This window comes from Microlunatus elymi, assembly GCF_007362775.1.
GTDB lineage: Bacteria > Actinomycetota > Actinomycetes > Propionibacteriales > Propionibacteriaceae > Microlunatus > Microlunatus elymi.
The window spans coordinates 2,614,462-2,638,303 of sequence record NZ_CP041692.1 but is presented as its reverse complement, the minus strand read 5'-3'; the positions used below and the strand labels follow the sequence as shown (position 1 = coordinate 2,638,303).

Sequence of the window (23,842 nt, the reverse complement as noted above, 5' to 3'; positions counted from 1 at the left end):
ATCCTTCCCGGGCGGCCGGGTCAGTGCGGACCGGGCTGCCAGCCGTCTCCGCAGGCGCCACCGTCGGCCGATTCCGCGATGCTCACTTCCTCACCGGTGCGTGCGATCAGCGGGTTGTAGAACTTTGCCACCTCGCGCGACGCCTGAGGGACGTAGTGGAAGATCAGCGAGCGCCGGAAACGATCACTGGTGTTGGGGCGAGACCCGTGCACCAGGCTGCCGTGGAAGAACAGCACATCTCCCGGCTCCAGTTCGGTCTGGGTGATCTCGACGCCTTCGGGCAGCGGCACTTGGATGTTGGTGAACGACTCGGACTCGTCGGCCGGCTCCGGGCAGAGCACCTGGATCCGATGCGACCCCGGCACCACCGCCAGCCCGCCGTTGTCGGCCGCGCACCGGTCGATCCCGATCCACGCCGCGATGCAGGTCTCCGGATGCGCCTGCAGGAACAGATTGTCCTGATGCATCGCCTGCCCACGCGCAGTCGGCGGCTTGAAGTAGAACATGGACTGCGCCGCGAAGGCGGGGCCGATCAGCGACTCCACCACATCGAAGATCCGCCGATCGAGCATCAGCGACCGCGCGATCCGTCCAGCCTCGGTATCGGGGTGCCGATGCGGGTGAACAAAGCGCGGATAGCGGCGCAGCACGTCGTCCTCGGGTACGTGATCATCGTGCCCCAGCGAGCTGTCCCGCTCGACCTGATCGGTGAAAACGTCACGGATACGCGTGATCTCGTCGGTGGTGAGTAGGCCACGTACCTGCACGACCCCGAGTTGCTCGTACCGCGTCGGAGCGTCGGCGAGCTCGGTCAACAACGTCGTCATGATCACCACCCTGGCACAGATCGTCCCCGCCACGGGATGGTCCGACCGGCTGCGTTCATGGAAGATCCTGCTATCTACCGGCGAAGGGATCTGGCGATCAGGCGTCGATGGTGGCGGCGTCCAGCTGGTAGGCACTGTCGACCAGGAACTCACGCCGCGGCGCGACGTCGTTGCCCATCAGCAACTCGAAGGTCAGCTCGGCCGCGGCGACGTCGTCGACGGTCAGCCGGCGCAGCATCCGATAGCGCGGATCCATCGTGGTCTCGGAGAGCTGGTGGGCGTCCATCTCGCCAAGTCCCTTGTAGCGTTGGGGTTCCTTGTACTTGATGCCCTTCTTGGTCAGCTCGGCGGCCTTGCGCTGATACTCCTGATCGTTGTACGTGTAGACGTACCTCTCCATCCCCTTCTTCGGGTTGGTCAGCTCGAAGCGATGCAACGGCGGCACCGCGGAGTAGACCCGCCCTGCCTCCACCAGCGGCCGCATGTAGCGGAAGAACAAGGTCGCCAGCAGGGTACGGATGTGGGCGCCGTCGGAGTCCGCGTCGGCCATGAAGATGATCTTGCCGTAGCGAGCCGCATCAAGATCGAAACTGCGACCGGATCCGGCGCCGACGACCTGGATGATGGAGGCGCACTCGGCGTTCTTCAGCATGTCGCCGACGGACGCCTTCTGCACGTTCAAGATCTTTCCGCGGATCGGCAGCAGGGCCTGGAATTCGGAGTTCCGGGCCGCCTGCGCGGTGCCCAGCGCCGAGTCGCCCTCGACGATGAACAGTTCGCAGCGATCGACGTCGTTGCTGCGGCAGTCCTTCAACTTGGGCGGCAGGCTGGATGACTCCAACGCGTTCTTCCGGCGCTGGGCCTCCTTGTGCTGCCGCGCGGCAACCCGAGCCCGCGACGCCGAGACGACCTTCTCCAGCACCGTACGAGCCTGGGCTTTCGCATCGCGTTTGGTCGAGGTGAGGAACGCACTGAGCTCGCAATCGACGACCTTGCTGACCAACCGGGTGACCGCCGGGGTGCCGAGCACCTCCTTGGTCTGCCCCTCGAACTGCGGCTCGGCGAGCCGGACGGTGATCACCGCCGTCATCCCCTCGAGGATGTCGTCCTTGATCACCTCCTCCCCGCTCTTCAGCAGCCGGGTACCCTCCAGCACCTTGCCGAAGGTCTTGGTCAGCGATCGCTCGAACCCCTGCAGATGGGTGCCCCCCTTCGGGGTGGCGATCACGTTCACGAACGACCGCACCTTGGACTCGTACCCCTTGCCCCAGCGCACCGCGACGTCGACGTCGAGGTCACGATCCACATCGGTCGGTGTCATGTGCCCGTCGTCGTCGAGCATCGGCACGGTCTCGGTGAACTGCTCGCCGCCCTGCAACCGGATCACGTCGGTGACGGCCTCGTCCTCGGCCAGGTACTCGCAGAATTCGGTGATCCCGCCGTCGTGTTTGAAGGTCTCCACCTCCGGCTCGCCGCGGCCGCGGGCGTCGGTGATGGTCAGCGCCAGCCCGGGCACCAGGAAACTGGTCTGCCGCAGCCGGCCCTTCAACACCTCCAGCGAGAGCTCGGCGTCCTTGTGGAAGATCTGCCGGTCCGGCCAGCAGGTGATCCGGGTGCCGGTGACCCCCTTCTTGATCCGCTTCAGCTTCTGCAGCTCGCCACCTGCGGTGAACTTCGCCTTCTCCCCCGGCCCGGCGAACGTGCCCGGAACGCCACGCTGGAAGGACATTCCCCAGGTGGCGGAGTTGCGATCGACCTCGACGTCGACCCGCGACGACAGCGCGTTCACCACCGACAGGCCGACCCCGTGCAGACCACCGGCCGCGTTGTACGAGCCCCCACCGAACTTGCCGCCGGCATGCAGTCGGGTCATCACCACCTCGACCCCGCTGAGGCCGGTTCGCGGCTCCTTGTCCACCGGGATGCCGCGAGCGTGATCATGAACCGAGATGCTGCCGTCGGCGTTCAGGAACACCTCGACGTGATCGCCGAAGCCGCCCAGCGCCTCGTCCACGGTGTTGTCGATCAGCTCCCAGACGCAGTGCATCAGACCGCGGGTGTCGGTCGATCCGATGTACATGCCGGGGCGCTTGCGGACGGCTTCCAGGCCCTCCAGGACGAGCAGATGACGAGCCTCGTACTCCCGGCCCTGGTCGGCCGGGGCTGCTGACTTTCTGACCGATGCGGACTGATTCACCGTGGGCACCCCGCGAGATTACCTGCCGGCACCGTCACTTCGACGCAGGCACGACGACCTCGTCAGCCGAGGTGGGCGTGGCTGCGTTGGATGTCCCCCTCGCCGGGTAACGTTTGCTGTAGAAGGGCGCTGAAGCAGCGTTCGAGAAGGATCCACCAGAGCGTGATCGGTGTAACAGAAGTGACACGAAGTCGAGACCTGGAAACGGAACAAAGTCCCGCGGCCTCACTGTTGACTGGTAGGTAAGTTCGAGAGCGTTGAGCAGCGCAAGTGAGATCCGAGTACGTTCGTGCAACTGGATCTGAGGAAGAGAGGCCTATCGTGAGCACTTCAGTCATCGACGATGCAGCCCTGACTGCGGCTGATCGCTGCGATCGTTGCGGCGCGCAGGCCTACGTACGCGTGACCATGCCGGGCGGTTCGCAGCTTCTTTTCTGCGCCCATCACGGCAAGGAGCACGCCGACAAGCTCAAGCAGGTCGCCCTGAAGATCCAGGACGAGACCGCCAACATCGGCTGACCGGTGAGCTAGCCGGAAGCGAACCGACAGTTCCCAGTACGGCCCACCACGACATCACGACCGCCGCGCCCCGACCACGGGCGCGGCGGTCGTTTCGTTCTCGGCCCACAGATCGAGGCCGCGTACCTGAGCGGTCCTCGACTTCGTACGGAATCTCGACTTCTGCAGCGTTCTCCAACAGTCATGTCCTCGACCTCTGCGGGGCACGACAACGGCCCCTCCTCCCACCTGGGAGAAGGGGCCGTTGTACGAGGTGGTCAGTCCAGGTAATCCCGCAGGACCTGGGACCTCGAGGGGTGGCGCAGCTTCGACATCGTCTTGGACTCGATCTGCCGGATCCGCTCCCGGGTGACGCCATACACCTTGCCGATCTCGTCCAGCGTCTTCGGCTGGCCGTCGGTCAGGCCGAAGCGCATCGACACCACGCCGGCCTCGCGCTCGCTGAGGGTGTCCAGCACGTCGTGCAGCTGTTCCTGCAGCAGGGTGAAGCCGACCGCATCGGCCGGTACGACGGCCTCGGAGTCCTCGATCAGGTCACCGAACTCGGAGTCGCCGTCCTCGCCCAGCGGGGTGTGCAGGGAGATCGGCTCACGGCCGTACTTCTGCACCTCGACGACCTTCTCCGGGGTCATGTCGAGCTCCTTGGCGAGCTCCTCCGGAGTGGGCTCGCGGCCGAGATCCTGCAGCATCTGCCGCTGCACCCGGGCCAGCTTGTTGATCACCTCGACCATGTGCACCGGGATCCGGATGGTCCGGGCCTGGTCGGCCATCGCCCGGGTGATCGCCTGCCGGATCCACCAGGTGGCGTAGGTGGAGAACTTGTAGCCCTTGGTGTAGTCGAACTTCTCGACCGCACGGATCAGGCCCATGTTGCCCTCTTGGATGAGGTCCAGGAACATCATCCCGCGGCCGGTGAACCGCTTGGCCAGGCTCACGACCAGCCGGAGGTTGGCCTCCAGCAGGTGATTCTTGGCCCGCCGGCCGTCCTCGGCGATCCACTCGTAGTCGACCCGCTCGACCTCCTTGATCTTGGCCTTGCTGTCGCCCAGCTGCTCGTCGGCGAACAGGCCGGCCTCGATCCGCTTGGCCAGCTCGACCTCCTGCTCGGCATTCAGCAGCGCAACCTTGCCGATCTGCTTCAGGTAGTCCTTGACCGGGTCGGCGGTGGCGCCGGCGGCGAGCACCTGCTGCTCCGGCTCATCCGCGTCGTCGGCGTCGGACAGGCTGAAGCCCTGGTTCTCCTCGACCAGTTCCTTCTCCAGCTTGCCTTCCTCGGCCTGGTCGAACTTGGACTCGTCGACGTCGTCGAGGCTGCGCTTCTTGCCGCTGACCGTCAGTACGACGTCGGAGCCGTCGACCTCGACGGAGATGTCGGTCTCGGTCTTGGACTTGCGGCCACCCTTGGCGCGGCTGGTCTTCGCCGACGCCTTGCTGCCGGGCGCCTTCTTCGCTGCGGTCTTCTTGGCCGCCTGCCTGGCGCCGTCGGTCGCCGCCTCGCCGTTCTCGGCGACGGTGGGATCCTCGACGGCCTGCAGGGGTGACTTCCTCGTCGTGGACTTCGACGTCTTCTTGGCGGGGGCCTTCTTGACGGGCGCGTCGATCTTGCTGGCTGCGGAGGTCGCAGCGGAAACGCGTCCGTCGGCCGGTCGGGCATTGGAGGTGGGTGTCACAAAGAACCTCTCGCTTACCGGTACGGAATGCATCGGGGTCGGGCCGGGTGATTGTTTTTGGGCAGGGTCAGACCGGAAAAAGTCAACCCCCTGCTCCGGAAAGTATTCTGGCACGCCGACCCAAATCGGTTGTCATCCAGGGGTCTCCCGGATGTCGCGGCGGCCGCCGGGCGGCTACCGCTCAAGCCAACCTACTCCGCTTTGACGGCCAGTACGGGGCAGGACGCGTCGAGCAGGATCCGCTGCGCATTGCTGCCCAGCAACAACTTTCCCACCGGTGAGCGACGGCGCAGCCCGATGACGATCATGGCATCGGCAGAAGCTTCAGAAACCTTGATCAACTCTTCGGCGGGGTCCAGCACGTCGGGCGCCTGATGGATGTCGTACGCCAGTCCGGATGCGTCCAGTTGGGCGCGTACGTCCGGCGCGTCGTCGTCCGGCGCGGTGTGCACGATGACGATCTTGGCGCCGCTGAGGCGTGCCATCGCGATGCCGCGGGCCAGCGCGGCCCGGCCCTCCGGTTTGGCGGAATAGCCGACCACCACGGTCGACTCGGTGCCCGTCGAATCAGCGCTCTGATCAGTGCCCGTCATCTCATCCTCCATGTGTGCACCGGCTCGCCCGTTGCCATCAGCTCGCGATAGTCGCCGAGCATGCCGTGCAAGGCCGAGTCGCGATCCGCACCTGCCCGTTCGCGTGCTGCTACCGCCGCAGTCTGCCAGGTCGCCCCGTTGACCGCACCGAGGCACCTCCGCTCGATCACGTCGAGCAGCCGATCGGCGGTGTCTGCGGTGACCTCCCAGCGACGCAGCCCGTCGGCGGCCAGCGGCAGCAGCTTGCGCAGCACCAGCTCGGTGGCCGGCAGTTCGCCGCTGCCCGGCCAGAACAGCCGGGCACGGATGCCGTCGCGGACGCCGGCCTGGAAGTTCGCGGCCGCGACCTCGTAGTCCAGGTCCGCCCACACCGGCTGGTCCGCCTCGGCGAGCGAGCGGACCAGGCCTGCAAAGAAAGCAACATTGGCCATGGTGTCGATCACCGTCGGGCCGGCCGGCAGCACCCGGTTCTCCACCCGCAAGTGCGGCCGATCGCCGGTGGCGTCGTAGACCGGTCGGTTCCAGCGGTAGATGGTGCCGTTGTGCAGTTGCAACTCGGCAAGTTCGGGTACGCCGCCGGCGTCCAGCACCGCGGCCGGGTCCTCGTCGCCGACCACCGGCAGCAGGGGCGCGAAGTAGCGGTTGTTCTCCTCGAACAGGTCGTAGACGGAGTCGATCCAGCGTTCGCCGAACCAGACCCGCGGGCGTACACCCTGGGCCTTCAGGTCGTCCGTGCGGGTGTCGGTCGCCTGCTCGAACAGCGGCACCCGGGACTCGTCGACCAGCCGCCGCCCGAACAGGAACGGAGAGTTCGCACCCACCGCCAGCTGTACGCCGGCAATCGCCTGAGCGGCGTTCCAGTAGGCCGCAAAGGATTCCGGCTCGACCTGCAGGTGCACCTGGGTCGAGGTGCAGGCCGCCTCCGGCATCACCGAATCGGTGACCAGCCGGAGCTGTTCGACACCGTCGATGCTGATCTTGATGTCCTCGCCCCGGGCCCGCAGCACCTGCTCGTTCAGCAGGGCGTAGCGCGGGTTGGCCGACAGGTGCTCGCTGTCGGCGTGTTCGGGCCGCAGCGTGGGCAGGATCCCGATCATCACCAGCCGGGCCCCACTGATCTTCTGATCGGCACCGTCCAACGCGGCGCGTACCGACCTGGCGAACGAATCGAGCCCGTCGCCGGCCAGCCGGCGCGGCGGCAGGTTGATCTCCAGGTTGAACCGGCCGAGCTCGGTCTGGAACAGCGGATCGGCGATCACCGACAGCGCCTCGGCGTTGCGCATCGCCGGCTCGAACCGGTCGTCGATCAGGTTCAGCTCGATCTCCAGGCCGCTCATCGGTCGTTCGGTATCGAAGCCCTGCTCCGACAACATCCGAGCCAGCACTCCCAGATCCGCCTCGGTCTTCTCCCGATAGCGGGTCCGGTCGGCCCGGGTGAACACCTGCGCGGCGACTTCGTCTCCCATCCGCACATCCTTGCCGCACACCCCCGACTTGTCAGCGCAAGAACGCGCTATGGCGCCTCGTGACGCTGACAACTCGAGGAATATCGCCGACATCGATCCCGATCTCAGCGGTGAGCTGAACACCGACGCGGCCGCGTACGGCAGGCTCATCGCCGTCGCTGCCAGCATCAGCAGCGAAGCCGATTCGACGCTGCGCAGTGCCGTCGACTCCGCCCGTACGGCTGGTCTGAGCTGGGAACAGATCGGCAGCGTCCTGGACGTGTCGCGGCAGGCTGCCCAGCAGCGTTTCGGCCGGGCGGCACCCACGCCGGACGGGCAGGTCTGGCGGATGACACCGGTGAACGCGTTCGACGAGATCTCCCGGCTCAACGAGGCCGGCAGGTTCGGCTGGCATTCGGTGGCCTTCGGGACGCTCTATCACGATCTGGTCTGCTCGGACGAACAGTGGGAGCACCGTCGGGTCAGCGTGCTCGCCCCGCGGAACCGGCTGGAAGCCGAAGGCTGGCAGAAGATCGGCACGATGTGGTTTCCGTGGGCCTACTACGCCCGCCCGACCGGTGTCGCAGCCATCAACAGTGATGAGCCGCCGGCCTTCTGATCCGGGAAGCTTGACGTGGACGATCGGCCGAGGTCGCACCGCGAGCCCGACGCTCTAGGCTCTCCGCCGTGAACTCCCCCGACCCCACCGGCTACTACGAACGCATCGACGAACAGACGCTCCGGCCGACCCGGCACGCGCAGGGCGCCTGGCGGGAGTCCGAGCAGCACATGGGACCGGCGTCGGGACTGCTGGCTCGTGCACTGGAGACCGCGTTTCCGCGCGAGGACCTGCAGCTGTGCCGGATCAGCTACGACATCCTCGGGGTGATCGCCGCGCAGGACAGCACGGTCGAGGTCGAAGTGGTCCGGCCCGGCCGGACGATCGAGATGATCGGGGCGCGGATGATCATCGGCGGCCGGACCGCGATCCGGGCCACCGGCTGGCGGCTGGCCACCGCGGACACCGCCGCGGTCGTCGGCGGCACCCCCGAGCCGATGCCCGGACCGGACGCCTGGCCGGGCTACGACATCTCCGGTCTGTGGTCGGGTGGGTTCATCGACAGCCTGGACTTCCGGGTCGATCCGGCCTCGGTGCCGGGTCATTGCCGCGCCTGGCTGCGTACGCCGATCGACGTCGTGGCCGGCGAGCCGAGCTCCGATCTGGTCCGGATGACCGGTCTGATCGACTCGGCGAACGGGATCGCCGCCCGCCGCAACCCGCGCGAGTGGATGTTCCCCAACACCGATCTGACGGTGCATTACTTCCGTACGCCGCGGCTCGACGACGGCAACGGCTGGATCGGCATCGACGCGACCTCGACCTGGGGCCCGAACGGGATCGGCGTCACCTCCGCAGTCCTGCACGACACCCACGGGCCGGTCGGCCGGTCCGAGCAGATCCTCACCCTGCGTCCGATCCCGACGTGTCAGCATCAGGAAGCGTCATAGCGCCTCCTAACGCTGACAAGTCGGACTCGGATATGGCCGCGCGGGAACGGCGCCGCCCCGTTAGCCTGGCGCGGTGACCGATGATCATTCCCCGGCAACGTCCCGACCACGACCGGTAGTCCCCGAACCGCCGGTGGCCGAGCGCCGGCCGTTCACCCGCTCCCATCACGGAGACGACTTCGACGATCCGTACGAGTGGCTGCGGGACAAGGACGATCCGGCGGTGGTCGGCTATCTGGAGGCCGAGAACGCCTACACCGAGGCCGTCACCGCCGAACTGGAGGGGCTGCGGGAGGAGATCTTCACCGACATCAAGTCCCGTACTCAGGAGACCGACCTGAGCGTGCCGTCGTACGCGACCCATCGCTGGGGCGGCCGGTCGACGGCGTACTGGTACTACCAGCGCACGGTCGAGGGCTCGGAGTATCCGATCTTCTGCCGCGCCGCGGCCGGCGACCGCAACGAGTTGCCGGACGTCGAGGGCGAGATCACCGGCGAACAGGTGCTGCTGGACGCCAACGCCGAGGCCGGCGACAGCGAGTTCTTCTCGTTGGGCGCGTTCAGCGTCTCGCCGACCGGCGACCTGCTCGCCTACTCGGTGGACCTGACCGGCAACGAACGTTTCCAGCTCCGCTTCCTGGACCTGACCAGCGGCAAGCGGCTGGACGACGTGATCGACAACGTCGCCTACGGCGCGGCCTGGGCCGGTGATGATCATCTGTTCTACACCCGCGCCGACGAGGCGTGGCGCCCGTTCCAGGTGCTGCGGCATCGACTCGGTTCCGATCCGGCGAGCGACCCGGAGGTGTTCGCCGAGCCGGACGAACGGTTCTGGGTCGGCGTCGGCAGCAGTCGGGACGAGAACTGGGTGATCATCGACGCCGGCAGCAAGCTGACCAGTGAGGTCCGGTTGCTGCCGACGTCAGCACCGGAGTCGGAGCCGCGGATCGTTGCACCCCGCCGGCAGGGTGTGGAGTATGAGGTGGAGCCGGCCGGCGACCGGTTGTTGATCTTGCACAACGACGGCGCCGAGGACTTCGCACTGGCCCAGGCGCCGCTCGACGCCCAGACCCACGAGCAGTGGCAGACGGTGCTGCCACATCAGCCCGGGGTACGGCTGCAGGAGGTCGACGCCTACCAAGATCAGATCGTGATCGGCCTACGCCGTAACGGATTGGCCGGCATCCACCTGATCGCGCGGGACGCCGATGGTGATCTTGGTGACGGCTGGGACATCGACTTCGACGAGCCGCTCTACACGGTGTCGCCGATGGGCGCCGGCGACTACGACTCCCCCGATCTGCGGCTGTCCTTCACCTCGATGATCACGCCGAACTCGATCTACGACTACCGGGTCGGCGAACGGAAGTTGATCTTGCGCAAGATCACTCCGGTGCTTGATCATCCGACCAGCGGGGCCTACCGCAAGGAGGACTACGAGCAGCGCCGGGAGTGGGCAACGGCCGCGGACGGCACCAAGATCCCGCTGTCGATCGTGTACGCCAAGACCACCCCGCTGGACGGCTCCGCGCCGGCGGTGATCTACGGCTACGGCTCGTACGAGATCCCGATGGATCCGTCCTTCTCCATCCCCGTGCTTTCCTTCCTGGACAGGGGTTTCGTGTACGCGATCGCCCACATCCGGGGCGGCGGCGAGATGGGCCGGCACTGGTACGAGCAGGGCAAGACCACGACCAAGATCAACACCTTCACCGACTTCGTGACCGCGGCCCGGCACCTCGTCGATGCCGGCTACACCTCCGCCGATCGGCTGGCGGCCCGGGGCGGCAGCGCCGGCGGCCTGTTGATGGGTGCGGTGGCCAACCTGGCCCCGGACGCCTTTCGGGCGATCCACGCCGCGGTGCCGTTCGTGGACCCGCTGACCTCGATACTGATGCCGGAACTTCCGCTGACGGTGACCGAGTGGGAGGAGTGGGGCGACCCGCTGCACGACCCGGACATCTACGCCTACATGAAGTCGTACAGCCCGTACGAAAACCTTGCCCACAAGGAATATCCGGCGATCCTGGCCACCACCAGCTTGCACGACACCCGGGTGCTGTTCACCGAACCGGCGAAGTGGATCGCCGAGCTGCGCCGGGTCGCGACGAACGGACCGGAGCGCCCGATTCTGCTGAAGACGGAGATGTCGGCCGGTCACGGCGGCGCCAGTGGCCGCTACAAGCGCTGGCACGAGATCGCCTTCGAATCCGCCTGGCTGATCGACCAGGTCCGGCCGTAACCCTCCGACTTGTCAGCGTCAGAACGCGCTACAGCGCCTTCTAACGCTGACAACTCGGTCAGGGGTGGATGTTCTCCAGATCCTCGAGCAGGCTGGGCTGCTTCGGCTCCCAGCCAAGGGCCCGACGGGTGTGGGCGCTCGACGACGGCTGGTCGGCGAGGAAGATCGCGCCGAGCGGTCCGTACATGTCGGCCGCGACCGATTCGACCGGCACGTCCAGGCGTCGCCCGATCACGGTGGCGATGTCGAGCACCCGATCACCCTCGTCGGCGACCGCGTGCCAGGCGGTCCCGCCCGGCGCCTGCTCCAGGGCCAGACGGAACAGCACGGCCGCGTCCAGTGCATGCACGGCCGGCCAGCGTTGGCTGCCGTCGCTCGGATAGCCGGACACCCGGTTGCGCCGCGCGAGATCGGTGAGCAGCCCGGCGAATCCGCCGGTGCCGTGGTTGTGCACGGTGCGCGGCAGCCGAACCGCAGAACTGCGCACCCCGCGCGAGGCGAGATCCAGCACGGCAGTGACCGACCGGCCGCGACCGCCTACCGGACCCTCGGTCGGCACCGGATCCGCCTCGGTGGAGGCCCTGCCGGCCACGTACGGGGTCCCGGAGACGGTGACGAACGGCCGGTCGCTGCCGACGAGCTCTTCTCCCAGAGCAGCCAGCGCGGCACTCTCCTCGGCCACGGCCTGCTCGACCGCGTCCGCGCTGCTGAAGTCGTTGGCGAAGGCGAGATGGATCACGCCGTCGGACTCGCTAGCCGCGGCGCGCAGGGTTTCGATGGCGGCAAGGTCGCCGCGGACGACGTCGGCTCCGGCTGCGCCGAGGGCCGAGGCCGAGGCGTCCGTGCGCGCCAGCGCGCGAACACGGTGACCGTTGCGGAGCAGTTCGTCCACAACGGCCCTGCCGACCAGTCCGCTGCCGCCGGTGATGAAGACCTGCATGACGTTCTCCTGACGATGGAGGGGGCCCACTGATGGGACCTTTGTCCCATCACCGTACCAGCATGACGGGACAAGAGTCCCATCACTAGGATGAGGTCATGGCTCGATGGGAACCCGGAGCGCGGGAACGGCTGGTGATGGCCGCGGTCGACCTGTTCACCGATCAGGGGTACGACGCCACCACGGTCGCCCAGATCGCCGAGCGAGCCGGCGTCACCAAGAGCACGTTCTTCCGGTACTTCCCGGACAAGCGAGAGTTGTTGTCGGCCGGCCAGGAGACGCTCAGCCGGCTGTTGACCGAGGGGATCACCGAGGCCCCGGACGAGGCCGGCCCGCTGGACGCGCTCGCTGCCGGGTTGGAACGTGCATGCGCCACGATGGGTCCTGCCAATCGTGAGTTCGGTCCGCGACTGACCGCGGCCATCGCCGCCAGCACCGAACTTCAGGAGCGCGAGGCACTCAAGACCGTCGGCCTGGCGGCGGCGATCAGTCAGGCGCTGCTCGGCCGCGGCGTGCCCGGCCCGGCCGCGCAGTTGGCGGCCGAGCTGGGCGTACTGGCCTTCAAACAGGGGTACGCCCGCTGGCTGGAAGATGATCAGGAGAGCGCCGAGTCCCTGACGCCGTACGCGCTGGCCGCCCTGAACGACCTCCGCGCCGCAGTCAAGACCCTCGACTGAATCCTCAGCGGCTGAGCACGGTACTCAGGGCCTTGATCAACTCCTCGGTCGACGCCGGCGACGCGGGGGCCGCGGTGCGCCAGCCGACGAACAAGTCCGGTCTGATCAAGGTCGCGCCGTTTTCGCCGATCCCGTACCGGTCGGTCCAGCTCGTTTCATGATCATCAAGCTGCCGGTCGTCGACCACAACGACCTCGATCGGCAGACCGAGCTCCGCGGTGGCATGGGCGGCTGCTTCCCGCCAGTCCACCGATGCCGTGATGATCACGAAGGATCGTCCCAGTCGATCGATGATCGAGGTCCGGACGCCGTCGTTCGTCAACCACAGTTGCGGAACGCGGGATCCGGGCCGACCGGTCGGCAGGAATCCGTTCTCGAACTGCTGATGATCATCGTCCGGCTCCAGACAGACGGCGCCGCCGACGACGCGATAGCCGAACATCATCCCGATCTCGTTGTTGTCACCGGCACCGTCCTGCTCGCCGCGATCATGATCAACATCTCCATGATCATCATCGCTGCGCCGGTCGGCTCCATGCTCCCCGGCCCCATGCTTTTCAGCTCCGCCGGGTGTCATCCGGTGCAACAGGTTCTGATACTGCCAGTCGGCGATCATCTCGCCGTACGGTCTGCGCTCGAGATCGTGACTGTCCAGCAGTCCCGGGCCGGCCTGCCCGTTGACCACGGCGGCCAGTTTCCAGCCCAGGCTGAAGCCGTCCAGCACCGCGGTGTTGCCGCCCTGGCCGCCGGTCGGCGGCATCACGTGCGCGGCATCGCCGACCAGCAGGATCCGGCCGGCTGAATACCGATCGGCCAGCCGATGCGCGAACTCGGTTTCGGCGACATCGTCCAGGCGGACGTCGAGTTCCGGCATCCCCATCCCGATCCGGATCTGCTCGACGCAGAAGTCGTGGTCGAAGTCGTCCGGACCCTCGGTGGCAGCGTCGAAGCCGAAGGAGAAGATGTAGCGACCGGCGTCATCGGTGGTGCCGAACACCCCGGCACCGCCGTGCAGTTCGGGATTCTGCAGGTACACCAGGCCGAACTCACGGTCGAACACGTCGCCGAGGTCGGCCCGGAAGACCAGGCTCATCCACTGCGAGACCGATCCGTGGCCGTGCACACCGATGCCGGCCACGTCCCGCAGCCCGGTCCGCCATCCGTCCGAGGCCACCACGTAGTCGGCGAACACCCGTCGCTGCGAGCCGGTGACGACATCCCGCAGCACCGCGAGCACGCCGTCGTCGCGAAGATCCACCGACACGAGCTCGGTGTTGAACCTGATCTCCGCGCCGAGCTCGGTGGCCCGGCGGGCCAGGATCGCCTCCGTCCGCTCCTGGCCGGCCATTCCCATGCCGGCCGCCGTGATCGCGGACAGGTCGAAGTCGAAGCTCTGCAGCAGGGTCTGCAGCGGCTCGCCGGCGACGGTGCGACCGATCACGATCTCCATCGGCTCGTGCAAGTCGAAGCCGGCCTCTCGTACGGCGTCGTCGATGTCGGCGATCTTCAGCGCCTCCATCACGGTCGGCATCTGGCCGCGAGCCTTGGGTGCGGTCGACGTGCTCGGGTGGCGTTCGATCACCAACGCGGGAGCGCCGTGCACGCCCAGGAAGGTGGCGGTGGACAGGCCGGACAGTCCGGCGCCGACGATCAGCACCGGAACGTGCTCGAACGGGACATCCCCGGCGGCCCGCTCGGCGGGGTCGGCGACCGGTTCAATGGTGGACAACTGGTTCATCTGCGTGCTCCTGCCAGAGAGATCGGGTGGGTCGAGGCGATCAGATCCACCGCACCGAACGCCGTTCGTTCAGTACGAACATTGTTCTACTCACGAACAGTGTTCGTGACAAGTACAGTGTTCGCGTGACCCCTGAGCCGCTGCCCCGCCAACCCTGGCTTCGATCAGGGAGGTCCCCCCGTCGTCAGCTCAGCCTGGAGTCGATCATCGAGGCCGCTCTCGAACTGCTCAGCACCGACGGGTTGGACGCGGTCACCATGCGCAAGGTGGCCCAGCGGCTGGACACCGGTGCGGCGTCGCTCTACGCCTACGTCCGGGACAAGGCCGAGCTGCACGAACTGATGCTGGACGAGGTGATGCGCGAGCTGGAGGTGCCCGAACCCGATCCGGAGTGCTGGCAGCAGCAGTTGAAGCAGGTCGGCCTGCAGGTCACCCGGCTGATGGCGTCCCGGCCCGGCATCGCTCGGATCGCCCTGGAGACGCTGATCCCCACCACACCGCACACGCTGGACAAGATGGACCAGATGTTGGCGCTGCTGCTGGCCGGCGGCCTCAGTGCCGACGACGCGGTCGTCGGCGCGGACATCCTCTCGCTGTACGTCGCGGCGGGCGCCTACGAGCAGGCCCGGCAGACGTCCGAGCGCGCTGCCCACGAGGCAGCCGAGCGGATCGACAAGATTCGCGACTACCTGCAACTCGTGCCGGCAGGCAGGCTGCCGCATCTGATCGCGCTGGCGCCGGCGATGGCGCGCCAGGGTCCGCACGGGTACGAGTTGGGCCTCGACCTGATCATCGACGGACTCGCGGCCCGGGCCGCCAGGACCGCTGCCGTCGATTGAGCTTCCCCGGCGGCGGGTACGCCATGAAAGACCGGGGACACATCTCAGGGACTCTTCAGGGTGACTGAGGAATCCCACATCATACCCGGGGCGTTGCACTGGTCGAAGGCAACGAAAGGGGCCCACCGTGGCAACAAGAACCTCAACCCGCATGAACGAGGGCATCGAAGGTAAGGATGCCGTCGGTCTCTATCTTGACGGAATTGCCAAAACGCCGCTGCTGACCGCCGCCGAAGAGGTCGAGCTGGCCAAGCGAATTGAGATTGGGCTCTATGCAAGCAAGCTGCTGTCCGGCGAGGTGAGCCAAGCCGAACGTGGTGAGCATCCGAACGAATGCACCGACGAGGAGTTGGAGCAGTTGGTCGCGCTCGGTGAGCAGGCCCAACGCCGATTCGTGATGGCGAACCTCCGTTTGGTGGTGTCCGTGGCCCGCAAGTACGGCCGCGCACAGATGCCGCTGCTGGACCTGGTCCAGGAAGGCAACACCGGTCTGATCCGGGCGGTGGAGAAGTTCGACTACACCAAGGGATTCAAGTTCTCCACCTACGGCACCTGGTGGGTCCGGCAGTCGATCAGCCGGGGCATCGCCCAGCAGGGTCGGATCGTCCGGCTGCCGGTGCACGTCGCCGAGCAGGTCAACCAGGTCGGCGCGGTGCGTCGCACCCTGGAACGCAGGTTGGGTCGCGACCCGGAACTGGACGAGATCGCCGACGAGATGGGGGTCGACGTCGAACGCGTGCTGGACCTGATGCGGTACGGCCGTGATCACGTCAGCCTGGACGCCCCGGTGGAGGAAGGCGGCGACACCGCCCTGGGCGACCTGATCGCTCGCGAACCGATGCCGGGACCGGACGAGGTGTTCCTGGACGCCGAGGAGCATCAGCGGCTGGAAGCTCTTCTTGATCAACTCGATGAGCGTTCGGCCGACGTCGTACGCCGCCGGTACGGTCTGATGGACGGCCGGCAGGCCAAGCTCGCCGACATCGGTGCCGTCTGGGGCATCACCGCCGAACGGGTTCGGCAGATCGAACGGCACGCGATCGCCAAGCTGCGCAACGCATCGACGCTGGCAGCGTGATCATCACCAGTTGATCTTGAGGCGGCGTCACCTCCGCCGCTGATCAAGATCAGAGCCAAGATCAACAACTCAAGATCAACAATTTCGAGATCACAGCAAGATCAACAAGGGGCCGGTCGCCGTCGCGACCGGCCCCTTTGCGTTGCCTCTGCGTCGTCCCGCCAGGTTCCGCGCCTCGACTCGACGAGCAGGCACCCGGCACGGTCCGGAGTCACCGGCTCCGCGCCTCGCTCGGCGAACGTCCGGTGTGCCGCTTGAACGCTCGGCTGAAGGCTTCCTCCGAGTCGTAGCCGACCCGCCGGGACACCGCCGCGACACTCAACGTGGTGGAACCGAGCAGATCGGCGGCGACATGCATCCGCCAGCCGGCCAGGTAGCGGATCGGCGGTAGCCCGAGTACGTCCCGGAATCGACCGTCCAGGGACGAGATCGAGACATGCGCCAGTCGTGCCAGTTCGGCGACGTTCCAGTGCGTCGCGGGCGCACCGTGGATCGCCGACAGCGCAGGCGCCAGGATCGGATCGCCGAGTGCGGCGAACCAGCCGGCATCGATCGTCGGGGCGCTGGCCAGATGCAGCCGCAGCACCTCACGGACCACCAGCTCGGGCAGTTGGGTCGGCCCGGGCAGGCCGCCTTGGGGCGCGGGCGCGGTCTGGGTCAGCGCGTAGTCGATGCTGGCCCGTACCCAATCCCGGGCCGGGCCCGGCCGCAGTCCGACCACGAACAGCGGCGGCAGCGCCCGCAGCCTCGGGTCGAACAACGGATGATCGCTGCTCAGGTAGCCGCAGACGACGTCGGTACGGGCACCACCGGCACCGAGCGTGATCACCGGGATCCGCTGCCAGGGCGGAGGTTCCAGCAGATCCTCCATCGCCACCACGTCGCTGACGGCCGCGCCGCCCATCGCATGCACGTCGCCGTACGGGACGACGATCACATCGCCCTCCTTGGCCCAATGCCGCTCGCCGGCCGGCAGTGCGGCCCAGCAACGGCCGGCCGCGATCACGTGGAAGAGCGCAACCCGGGCCGAACCGGGACTGAGCAATGCGGCGGTGGCTTCAGCACTCGGCGCTCGATAGGCCCACGCCTCGGTGTAGACGCCGCGCAGGAACACCGCCCCCTGGAGGTGCATCCGGTTGAGCATCCCGCCAAGCGTGGTGTTCCGATCAGGTCCCCCGGGGGCGCGGTCATGGTCGGGCGTCGCCGCGCGCACAAGACTCAGTCTGACAGTCTCATCTCCGAGCCGAGGAGCAAACGATGCTCTTCATGGACGTCCACGAGAACCTGCCCGGCGTCACCCTCGAGGCCGTGGCGGAGGCGCACGAGAAGGACCTGGCCATCCAGGACCAGTACGGGGTCGACTACCGGCGCTACTGGGTCGATGTCGAAGAGGGCAAGGTGTTCTGCCTGGTCGAGGCGCCGACGGCAGAGGCCGCGGCCGCCGTACACAAGGAAGCCCACGGCCTGCTGCCTGACCACACCTATCCGGTGTTCGAAGGCAGCTGATCATGATCAACTGACGCATCGTAGGCCGGCTGGCCGCCCGCCGTCGTGTCGTCGGGAGCCGGGACCAAAGTCCCGGCCGTCAGGGTCGAACGACGGTGGCGGCCACCGCCGGCGACGACCAGTCTGTCGACCATGCGGGAGAACCTCGTTGTGGTCGGGCTGGACGACTCGCCGTCGGCTCGGGCCGCGCTCGAATGGGCCGCGGACTACGCCCGGATGACCGACTACCGGGTGGTCGCGGTTCATGTCACGCCGGCGGGAAGGCCGCACGGGTACGCCGCTCGACGGCCCGAGTCGACCGGTGCCGGATCGATCGGTGCCGGATCGATCGGTGCCGGATCGATCGATGCCGGATCGATCGGTGCCGGATCTACCGGTGAGGGGAGGTTCCGGCGGATCGAGCGGATGTTCGACAGCGTCGCGCCCGAACACGACTGGCAGCTGATCCGGCTCACCGGCCGACCGGGCGAGGCACTGGTCCGGGAGGCCGAGCGCGCGGTCCTGCTGGTGATCGGCAGCCAAGGTCACACCGGCCTCAACCGACTGCTCGAGGGATCGGTCAGCCAGTACTGCCTTCGCCACAGCAAGGTGCCGGTGCTGAGCTACTCCGGCCCCGTCTCCCCCGCGCCGGTTCCGGCGCCGAACGGCCACCGGACGTTCCTCGAACCGACGGCACTGGACCGGATCACCGCCCGACCGGCCGCGTACCAGCGTTCCTCATGATCAACACGGTCCAGTGCCAGGACGTGCTGCGCCGGGCGGCGTTGCAGGCCACGTTGGCACCATCGCTGTACAACACCCAGCCGTGGCGGATGCTGCTGTCCGGGAACCGAATGCAACTCCTGGCCGACGACAGCCGGCAGTTGGCGGTCCACGACCCGTCCGGCCGGCAGTTGATCATGAGCTGCGGCTGCGCGTTGTTCAACGCCCGCGCCGCGCTGGCGGCCGAGGGATTCTCGCACCGCGTACTGCGGCTGCCCGGGGGCGGCCGCGATGCTGCCCTGGCAGCGATTCATCCAGCGGCGCGGCCCGATCGGGAACGTGGTGATCGGGACCCGGCCGACCAGGATGTTGCCGACCAGGATCCGAGCGAGACCGCCGAGCTGAGCCGGCTGGCCGCGGTGCTGGGCGACCGGCACACCAATCGGCAGCCGTTCCTGTCCGGCGCGCTGCCCCGTCGGGTCGTGCACCGGCTCAGTGCCGCCGCTGCCCGCGAAGGATCGGCGGTCGCGACGCTCGACACCGCCGCCCGGCGCCGGATCACCCTCGCCCTGCATCAGGACGCCGGTTCGATCATGCGGACGGATCCGGCCTACCGAGCCGAGCACCGGGCCTGGGCGGCCACCGCCGGCCTGATCCGGCCGTCCGAGCATGATCCCTGCGATCCGGCGATGGCGGCGCCGTCACTGATGCTGTTGGTCAGCCCGCAGGACACGCCCGCAGATTGGCTGCGTACCGGCGAGGCGCTGGAACGGGTACTGCTGGAACTGACCGCCGAGGGGTACGTCGCCAGTCTGAGCAGTCAGGTCACGCACGTGACCTCCACCAGGATGCGGCTGCGTCGCGTGCTGGCGCTCGACGGCTACCCGCAGGTGCTGTTGCAGGTCGGTCAGGCGCCGCCGAGCCCACCGACCCGACGGCGACAGCTGGTGGACGTGATCGTGGAGCTCGAGGCATCCGCCGACGTCCGGCGCAGCATCGGCGTAGGCTGTCCGGCATGACCGGCGACGGCGGCGCCGTACGGTTTCCTGACATCGCCAAGCTGGAGTTGGACGAGCTGATCGACGAGCTCGTCGAACGAGCGCAGGGTGTGCGGCATGCTCAGGGGCGGCTACGGGCGCTTCTGCGGGCCACCGAGTCGGTGGCCGGAGATCTTTCCCTGCAGTTGATGCTGCGCCGCATCGCCGAGGCCGCGGCCGCGCTCGTCGGGGCCGAGTACGCCGCGCTGGGCGTGATCGGCAGCGACGGCGGTCTGGATCAGTTCATTCACGTCGGTGTCTCGGACGAGGACGCCGACCGGATCGGGCCGTTGCCGCAGGGCAAGGGGCTGCTCGGCGCGTTGATCACCGATCCGCGTCCGATCCGGCTGAATCACATCACCGACGACGAACGCTCCAGCGGATTCCCGGCCAACCACCCGGCCATGGACTCCTTCCTCGGCGTACCGATTCACGTCCGCGACGAGGTGTTCGGCAACCTCTACCTGACCAACAGCAGGAAGGGCGCGTTCACCGAGGAGGACGAGCAGTTGGTGATCGCGCTCGCCAGTGCCGCCGGCACCGCGATCAGCAACGCCCGGCTCTACCAGGAGGCGCAGCTGCGGCAGCGGTGGTCGGAGGCATCGGCCGAGGTGCATGCACAGTTGCTCAGCTCGACCGGCGAGGACCCGCTGCACAGCATCGCCCGGCGGGCGATCGAGATCGCCGACGCCGACCTGGTCACGGTCGGCCTGCTGTCGGAGGATCGGCTGACGTTCGTGATCGAGGCGGCCTTCGGCGAACGGGCGCAGGAGTTGCTGGCCCGCCGCTTCGAACTGGCCCCGACCCTGACCGGCCTGGTGGTCCGCACCGGGCAGCCGTTCATGGCCGCCGACGCGGCCGATCTGGAGTATCCGCCGGTGTCCCAGCAGAGCGGCGTGCTGGAGACCGGCCCGATCATCGCGTTGCCGTTGCGTGGCACCGCCGAACCGCGCGGTGTGCTGACGCTGGCCCGTCGCCGGGGCCGGCGCGCGTTCACCGACATCGAGACGTCGATGGCGGCCGGGTTCGCACAACAGGCCAGCGTGGCGTTGGAGTTGGCCCAGGCCCGAGCAGCGGAACAGAAGATGATCATCCTGGAGGATCGCGAGCGGATCGCCCGGGATCTTCATGATCATGTGATTCAGCAACTGTTCGCGATCGGCTTGAGCCTGGACGGCGTCGCCTCGCAGATGCAGAGCACGGATCCGTTGGCCGGCAAGGTGCGCGAACGGGTGGAGGACCTGGATCGGGCGATCCGGCGGATCCGGACGTCGATCTTCGCGCTCCGCGGCAGCATCGGCCCCGCTCGTCAGGGGTTGCGGCAGTCGATCCTGGACGTGGCCGGTTCGGTCACTCCGATCCTCGGCTTCTCCCCCGGTGTTTCGTTCGCCGGCCTGCTCGATCTCGGTCTGAGCGACGAGCTCACCGAGGACGCTGTTGCCTGCGTACGGGAGCTGCTGACCAACGTGGGCAAGCACGCGCACGCCACCGACGCGTCGGTCGATGTGGAGTTGCTCGCCAAGCGCATCACCATTACGGTCACCGACAACGGGATCGGGATGCCGGCCGGTGGCCGCCGCAGCGGCCTGGACAATCTGCGCGAACGGGCCGAGCAGCATCACGGGACCTTCGAGCTGAGGGCTGGTCCGGCCGGTGGCACGGTGGCGGTCTGGCGGGCGAACCTGACCTGAGTCGGTACGAGACCTGTCGGGTCAGGCGTTCTGATCCGGCGACATCAACGGCACCCGCCAGGTCACGATTGTGCCGCCCTTCGCAGCAGCGTCGAAGCCGAAGCTGCCGCCGAGGTCCCGGGCGCGAGCGGCCATGCTGCCCAGCCCGAGCCCGTAGATCGGCGGGTCCGGCGGACCGATGCCGTCGTCGGCGACCCGGGCCTCGACCTGCGCGTCGGTGACCTCGACACGTACCGAGAGCCTGGTCGCCCGGGCATGGGTGATCACGTTGTCCACCGCTTCGGTGATCACCGCCCGCAACTGCCGGCAGACCGTCGCCGGCAACGCACCGACGTCGCCGCGGATGTCGCGCTCCGACACCCACGTCCCGAACCGTCGCCCGCACCGGATCCGGCAGGTCCTGCTCTGCTGAGGTCGAGAAATCGACCCGCTTCATCGGCGCCGCCATGGCTGCCACCCCTCGTACGACTCGATCAGTCGCCGGGGTCTGGGGCGAAGATGAGGATCGGCCACAGCCTGCCCGGGTCGGCAGGGCCGCGAGCCGTCCCGCAAACCTTGCCGGGTACGGAATTACCGTGCCGGACCGACCTGGGTCAGATCGACCCGGCCGGCGGCGACGTCGGAGGCGATCCGGGTCAGCGGAAGCTGCCGGTCTCGAGCAAACGTCCGCAGCAGCTGGAACGCCCGGTCCATGTCCAGTCCGGAGTGCTGGGCGATCACACCCTTCGCCTGCTCGATCGCGATCCGGCTGTTCAACGCCGTCTGCAGCTGGGTGGCCAGCCGTTCGTTGGCCTCGGTCGCCCGGTGCTGCAGCAGGGTGATGGTGGCAACGTCGGCCAACGCCTGAGCAATCATCAGATCGTCGGCAGGCAACTCGCCACCCGGTAGCCGAAACAGATTCAAAGCGCCGATGGTCTGGTCCCGCAGCCGCATCGGCAGCGCGTGCACGGCGCCGAGGCCGAGCGCTCGCAACCGTGGCGCGAACCTCGGCCACCGAACGACCTGATCGTCGACCGAGACCACGTTGACCGGAGCACCCGAGCGATAGCAGTCCGGGCACGGGCCCTGCTCATTCTGCAGCTCGAACAGCTCCAACAGCCGGGTCTCCTCCGACGAGGCGGCCATCACCCGCAATCTGCCCGTTGGATCGGCCAGCATCAATCCGGCCGCGCGCGCCTCCAGCAGGGTGGTGCAGCTGGCCACCAACTCGTCGAGCAGCTCGACCACGTCGAAGCCGCTGACCAGAGTGTCGGCCAGCCGCACGAACAGCCGCCCGAGCCGTACCTCGCGGGACTCAGCAATACTCATATTTCCCTGCCTGGCATAGGTTTCACCGATCATCATCTCTCAGATCGAGGGTTCTCTCGACGACGGCGTGGGCCACGTCTGCCAACGAGCGTCCCTCGGCGAAGGCGTACGCGCGCAGCCGGGCCAGGGCCGCCTCGATCGAGATACCCAGCTGCACCATCAACATCCCCGACGCCTGGTGGATCTCCGCACTGACGTAGGACGTCAACGGATCCGCTGCACCTGCGGCACCGATCACCGTGCGATACCCCGCCTCGCCGACCCGAATCACCGCCGCGCCCTGGATCGGCAACGTCCGCAGCGCCAGCGCACAGATCCCGTCGAATTGCTCGGTCAGGGGCGAGCGCGCGCCCGGCGGATCAAGCCTTCCTGAGCCACATCGGCGATGAGGATCCCGCGCTGGAACAGGCGTGCGGTGGACAGGCCGAGGCCGGACGACGCGGACGGCGACACCTGGTCGTACAGCAGCCAGTCGTCGGCCCGGAATCGCCGGTGGAACCACATGGCGTGATCGATCGAGGCGGCCTGCACGCGCGGCGATCCGAGCACCTCGCCGTGCGGGACCAGACTGGCGCCGAGCAGCGTCAGGTCACTGGCGTAGGCGAGCAGACAGCTGTGCAGGAATCGATCATCGGGCACCTCGCCGTCGGTCTTGATCCACAGCCGGGCCCTGGCCGGATGCCGCGGATCGGCCTCCAGGCCGCCGCCGGGACCGGAGTTGCCGACGTAGCGGACGTCGAGCGCTCCCCACTCCCGGGTCCAGCGATCGGCGGGCGCCCCGGTGAGCTTGCTCAACACCTCGGCCATCGACGGGGAGGACTCCGGATCTCCTACGCCGTCGGGCACCGGATCGGCGTGGTCGAAACCGTCCTCGTCGACGTGGAACGAGGTCGACATGTAGAAGATGATCTTGCCGTTCTGCCGTGCGCTGACTCGGCGGGTGGAGAACGAGCCGCCGTCGCGGATCGCGTCCACGTCGTACACGATCGGCGTGTCGATCCGGCCCTCGAGCAGGAAGTAGCCGTGCAACGAGTGCGGGAACCGGCCCTCGGGCACGGTCAGTCCGGCAGCGGTCAGGGCCTGCGCCAGCACCTGCCCGCCGAAGGCTCGTTGCAGATCGGTCCTGGGCTGGCGGGCACGAAACAACCCGTCCTCGATGCGCTCGAGCTCCAGCAGGTCGAGTAGTTCGTCCAGTGACTGCGGCACGCCGCGATCCTACTGGTGCCGAAGCCTGACTTATTGCCGCTGACAAGGCATTCACGCATCGTCGCAACGGTTGCCCACGCCTGCGACTCGGTCGCCAGTGTCCCCGCGCTGCCCGACT

23 protein-coding genes are annotated in these 23,842 nt (G+C 67.7%); 11 read left to right on the top strand and 12 right to left on the bottom strand.

The features are described 5' to 3' along the window. Positions 1–20 precede the first annotated feature (20 nt). Both FOE78_RS11905 and FOE78_RS11900 read right to left on the bottom strand, forming a co-directional pair. Positions 21–827: a phytanoyl-CoA dioxygenase family protein gene (locus FOE78_RS11905; protein ID WP_143986478.1), complete on the bottom strand. Its 807-nt coding sequence runs from the start codon at positions 825–827 to the stop codon at positions 21–23. A 97-nt stretch (positions 828–924) separates the two neighbouring features. After that, positions 925–3,024, bottom strand: a complete 2,100-nt coding sequence (locus FOE78_RS11900; RefSeq protein WP_228265803.1) for a DNA gyrase/topoisomerase IV subunit B — start codon at positions 3,022–3,024, stop codon at positions 925–927. A gap of 321 nt (positions 3,025–3,345) precedes the next feature. Between FOE78_RS11900 and FOE78_RS11895 the strand changes: the two genes are divergently transcribed. Beyond that, positions 3,346–3,543 carry a DUF7455 domain-containing protein gene (locus FOE78_RS11895; protein WP_143986476.1) on the top strand — a complete coding sequence of 66 codons (198 nt, stop codon included), beginning with the start codon at positions 3,346–3,348 and terminating at the stop codon, positions 3,541–3,543. Positions 3,544–3,800: 257 nt separating this feature from the next. Here FOE78_RS11895 and FOE78_RS11890 read toward each other — a convergent pair whose 3' ends face one another. The 3 genes from FOE78_RS11890 to FOE78_RS11880 form a co-directional block, all read right to left on the bottom strand. Then, the gene (locus FOE78_RS11890) at positions 3,801–5,246 is read right to left on the bottom strand and encodes an RNA polymerase sigma factor (protein WP_143986475.1); all 1,446 of its coding nucleotides are present in this window, start codon (positions 5,244–5,246) and stop codon (positions 3,801–3,803) included. Positions 5,247–5,404: 158 nt separating this feature from the next. Next, on the bottom strand, positions 5,405–5,806 hold the full coding sequence (locus tag FOE78_RS11885) for a universal stress protein (RefSeq protein WP_143986474.1): 402 nt from the start codon (positions 5,804–5,806) through the stop codon (positions 5,405–5,407). Then, positions 5,803–7,272 carry a glutamate--cysteine ligase gene (locus tag FOE78_RS11880; protein ID WP_143986473.1) on the bottom strand — a complete coding sequence of 490 codons (1,470 nt, stop codon included), beginning with the start codon at positions 7,270–7,272 and terminating at the stop codon, positions 5,803–5,805. The genes FOE78_RS11885 and FOE78_RS11880 overlap by 4 nt, the downstream gene beginning before the upstream one ends. 49 nt (positions 7,273–7,321) lie before the next feature. Between FOE78_RS11880 and FOE78_RS11875 the strand changes: the two genes are divergently transcribed. The 3 genes from FOE78_RS11875 (at position 7,322) to FOE78_RS11865 (ending at position 11,002) form a co-directional block, all read left to right on the top strand. Next, the gene (locus FOE78_RS11875; protein ID WP_143986472.1) at positions 7,322–7,870 is read left to right on the top strand and encodes a hypothetical protein; all 549 of its coding nucleotides are present in this window, start codon (positions 7,322–7,324) and stop codon (positions 7,868–7,870) included. A 68-nt stretch (positions 7,871–7,938) separates the two neighbouring features. Next, complete coding sequence (locus tag FOE78_RS11870; protein WP_210414543.1) at positions 7,939–8,760, top strand: thioesterase family protein; 822 nt, start codon at positions 7,939–7,941, stop codon at positions 8,758–8,760. Positions 8,761–8,833: 73 nt separating this feature from the next. Next, complete coding sequence (locus FOE78_RS11865) at positions 8,834–11,002, top strand: S9 family peptidase (RefSeq protein ID WP_143986471.1); 2,169 nt, start codon at positions 8,834–8,836, stop codon at positions 11,000–11,002. Positions 11,003–11,060: 58 nt separating this feature from the next. Here the strand turns inward: FOE78_RS11865 and FOE78_RS11860 are convergent, their stop codons facing one another. Then, positions 11,061–11,942 carry an SDR family oxidoreductase gene (locus tag FOE78_RS11860; RefSeq protein WP_143986470.1) on the bottom strand — a complete coding sequence of 294 codons (882 nt, stop codon included), beginning with the start codon at positions 11,940–11,942 and terminating at the stop codon, positions 11,061–11,063. A 98-nt stretch (positions 11,943–12,040) separates the two neighbouring features. On the opposite strand from FOE78_RS11860, the gene FOE78_RS11855 reads away from it, so the two are divergent. Next, entirely contained in the window at positions 12,041–12,619 is a 579-nt protein-coding gene (locus tag FOE78_RS11855) for a TetR/AcrR family transcriptional regulator (protein WP_143986469.1), read from the top strand. Between the two features lie 4 nt (positions 12,620–12,623). Here FOE78_RS11855 and FOE78_RS11850 read toward each other — a convergent pair whose 3' ends face one another. Continuing rightward, positions 12,624–14,357, bottom strand: coding sequence for an FAD-dependent monooxygenase (locus tag FOE78_RS11850; protein ID WP_143986468.1), 1,734 nt, complete (start codon positions 14,355–14,357; stop codon positions 12,624–12,626). Positions 14,358–14,482: 125 nt separating this feature from the next. On the opposite strand from FOE78_RS11850, the gene FOE78_RS11845 reads away from it, so the two are divergent. Further along, positions 14,483–15,196 carry a TetR/AcrR family transcriptional regulator gene (locus FOE78_RS11845; protein WP_168207490.1) on the top strand — a complete coding sequence of 238 codons (714 nt, stop codon included), beginning with the start codon at positions 14,483–14,485 and terminating at the stop codon, positions 15,194–15,196. A 151-nt stretch (positions 15,197–15,347) separates the two neighbouring features. After that, positions 15,348–16,274, top strand: a complete 927-nt coding sequence (locus FOE78_RS11840; RefSeq protein ID WP_407662655.1) for a sigma-70 family RNA polymerase sigma factor — start codon at positions 15,348–15,350, stop codon at positions 16,272–16,274. A 211-nt stretch (positions 16,275–16,485) separates the two neighbouring features. On the opposite strand, the gene FOE78_RS11835 is transcribed toward FOE78_RS11840, so the two are convergent. After that, positions 16,486–17,406: an AraC family transcriptional regulator gene (locus FOE78_RS11835; protein WP_266094971.1), complete on the bottom strand. Its 921-nt coding sequence runs from the start codon at positions 17,404–17,406 to the stop codon at positions 16,486–16,488. Positions 17,407–17,540: 134 nt separating this feature from the next. Here FOE78_RS11835 and FOE78_RS11830 point away from each other — a divergent pair, with 134 nt between their 5' ends. From FOE78_RS11830 to FOE78_RS11815, 4 genes are all read left to right on the top strand, one after another. Then, on the top strand, positions 17,541–17,780 hold the full coding sequence (locus FOE78_RS11830) for a nickel-binding protein (protein ID WP_228265802.1): 240 nt from the start codon (positions 17,541–17,543) through the stop codon (positions 17,778–17,780). Positions 17,781–17,912: 132 nt separating this feature from the next. After that, positions 17,913–18,503: a universal stress protein gene (locus FOE78_RS11825; protein ID WP_143986463.1), complete on the top strand. Its 591-nt coding sequence runs from the start codon at positions 17,913–17,915 to the stop codon at positions 18,501–18,503. Further along, positions 18,500–19,501: a nitroreductase family protein gene (locus FOE78_RS11820; RefSeq protein WP_143986462.1), complete on the top strand. Its 1,002-nt coding sequence runs from the start codon at positions 18,500–18,502 to the stop codon at positions 19,499–19,501. The genes FOE78_RS11825 and FOE78_RS11820 overlap by 4 nt, the downstream gene beginning before the upstream one ends. Continuing rightward, the gene (locus FOE78_RS11815) at positions 19,498–21,210 is read left to right on the top strand and encodes a sensor histidine kinase (RefSeq protein ID WP_143986461.1); all 1,713 of its coding nucleotides are present in this window, start codon (positions 19,498–19,500) and stop codon (positions 21,208–21,210) included. Before FOE78_RS11820 ends, FOE78_RS11815 begins: the two co-directional genes overlap by 4 nt. A gap of 21 nt (positions 21,211–21,231) precedes the next feature. Here FOE78_RS11815 and FOE78_RS11810 read toward each other — a convergent pair whose 3' ends face one another. The 4 genes from FOE78_RS11810 to FOE78_RS11795 all read right to left on the bottom strand — a co-directional run bounded on the left by FOE78_RS11810 (position 21,232) and on the right by FOE78_RS11795 (position 23,724). Then, on the bottom strand, positions 21,232–21,570 hold the full coding sequence (locus FOE78_RS11810) for a sensor histidine kinase (protein WP_168207489.1): 339 nt from the start codon (positions 21,568–21,570) through the stop codon (positions 21,232–21,234). Between the two features lie 210 nt (positions 21,571–21,780). Then, complete coding sequence (locus tag FOE78_RS11805; RefSeq protein WP_143986459.1) at positions 21,781–22,518, bottom strand: GAF and ANTAR domain-containing protein; 738 nt, start codon at positions 22,516–22,518, stop codon at positions 21,781–21,783. A gap of 22 nt (positions 22,519–22,540) precedes the next feature. After that, positions 22,541–22,810: an ANTAR domain-containing protein gene (locus tag FOE78_RS23860; RefSeq protein WP_210414539.1), complete on the bottom strand. Its 270-nt coding sequence runs from the start codon at positions 22,808–22,810 to the stop codon at positions 22,541–22,543. 41 nt (positions 22,811–22,851) lie between these two features. Continuing rightward, a complete protein-coding gene (locus tag FOE78_RS11795) occupies positions 22,852–23,724 on the bottom strand; it encodes an acyl-CoA thioesterase (RefSeq protein ID WP_143986458.1) in 873 nt (290 codons plus the stop codon). Between the last annotated feature and the right edge of the window lie 118 nt (positions 23,725–23,842).

Coding starts and splice junctions, on each gene's coding strand:
- FOE78_RS11905 (WP_143986478.1), bottom strand. CDS start 827: ATGACGACGTTGTTGACCGAGCTCGCCGACGCTCCGACGCGGTACGAG.
- FOE78_RS11890 (WP_143986475.1), bottom strand. CDS start 5,246: ATGCATTCCGTACCGGTAAGCGAGAGGTTCTTTGTGACACCCACCTCC.
- FOE78_RS11885 (WP_143986474.1), bottom strand. CDS start 5,806: ATGACGGGCACTGATCAGAGCGCTGATTCGACGGGCACCGAGTCGACC.
- FOE78_RS11880 (WP_143986473.1), bottom strand. CDS start 7,272: ATGGGAGACGAAGTCGCCGCGCAGGTGTTCACCCGGGCCGACCGGACC.
- FOE78_RS11875 (WP_143986472.1), top strand. CDS start 7,322: ATGGCGCCTCGTGACGCTGACAACTCGAGGAATATCGCCGACATCGAT.
- FOE78_RS11860 (WP_143986470.1), bottom strand. CDS start 11,942: ATGCAGGTCTTCATCACCGGCGGCAGCGGACTGGTCGGCAGGGCCGTT.
- FOE78_RS11855 (WP_143986469.1), top strand. CDS start 12,041: ATGGCTCGATGGGAACCCGGAGCGCGGGAACGGCTGGTGATGGCCGCG.
- FOE78_RS11850 (WP_143986468.1), bottom strand. CDS start 14,357: ATGAACCAGTTGTCCACCATTGAACCGGTCGCCGACCCCGCCGAGCGG.
- FOE78_RS11840 (WP_407662655.1), top strand. CDS start 15,348: ATGAACGAGGGCATCGAAGGTAAGGATGCCGTCGGTCTCTATCTTGAC.
- FOE78_RS11835 (WP_266094971.1), bottom strand. CDS start 17,406: ATGCACCTCCAGGGGGCGGTGTTCCTGCGCGGCGTCTACACCGAGGCG.
- FOE78_RS11830 (WP_228265802.1), top strand. CDS start 17,541: ATGGACGTCCACGAGAACCTGCCCGGCGTCACCCTCGAGGCCGTGGCG.
- FOE78_RS11825 (WP_143986463.1), top strand. CDS start 17,913: ATGCGGGAGAACCTCGTTGTGGTCGGGCTGGACGACTCGCCGTCGGCT.
- FOE78_RS11820 (WP_143986462.1), top strand. CDS start 18,500: ATGATCAACACGGTCCAGTGCCAGGACGTGCTGCGCCGGGCGGCGTTG.
- FOE78_RS11815 (WP_143986461.1), top strand. CDS start 19,498: ATGACCGGCGACGGCGGCGCCGTACGGTTTCCTGACATCGCCAAGCTG.
- FOE78_RS11805 (WP_143986459.1), bottom strand. CDS start 22,518: ATGAGTATTGCTGAGTCCCGCGAGGTACGGCTCGGGCGGCTGTTCGTG.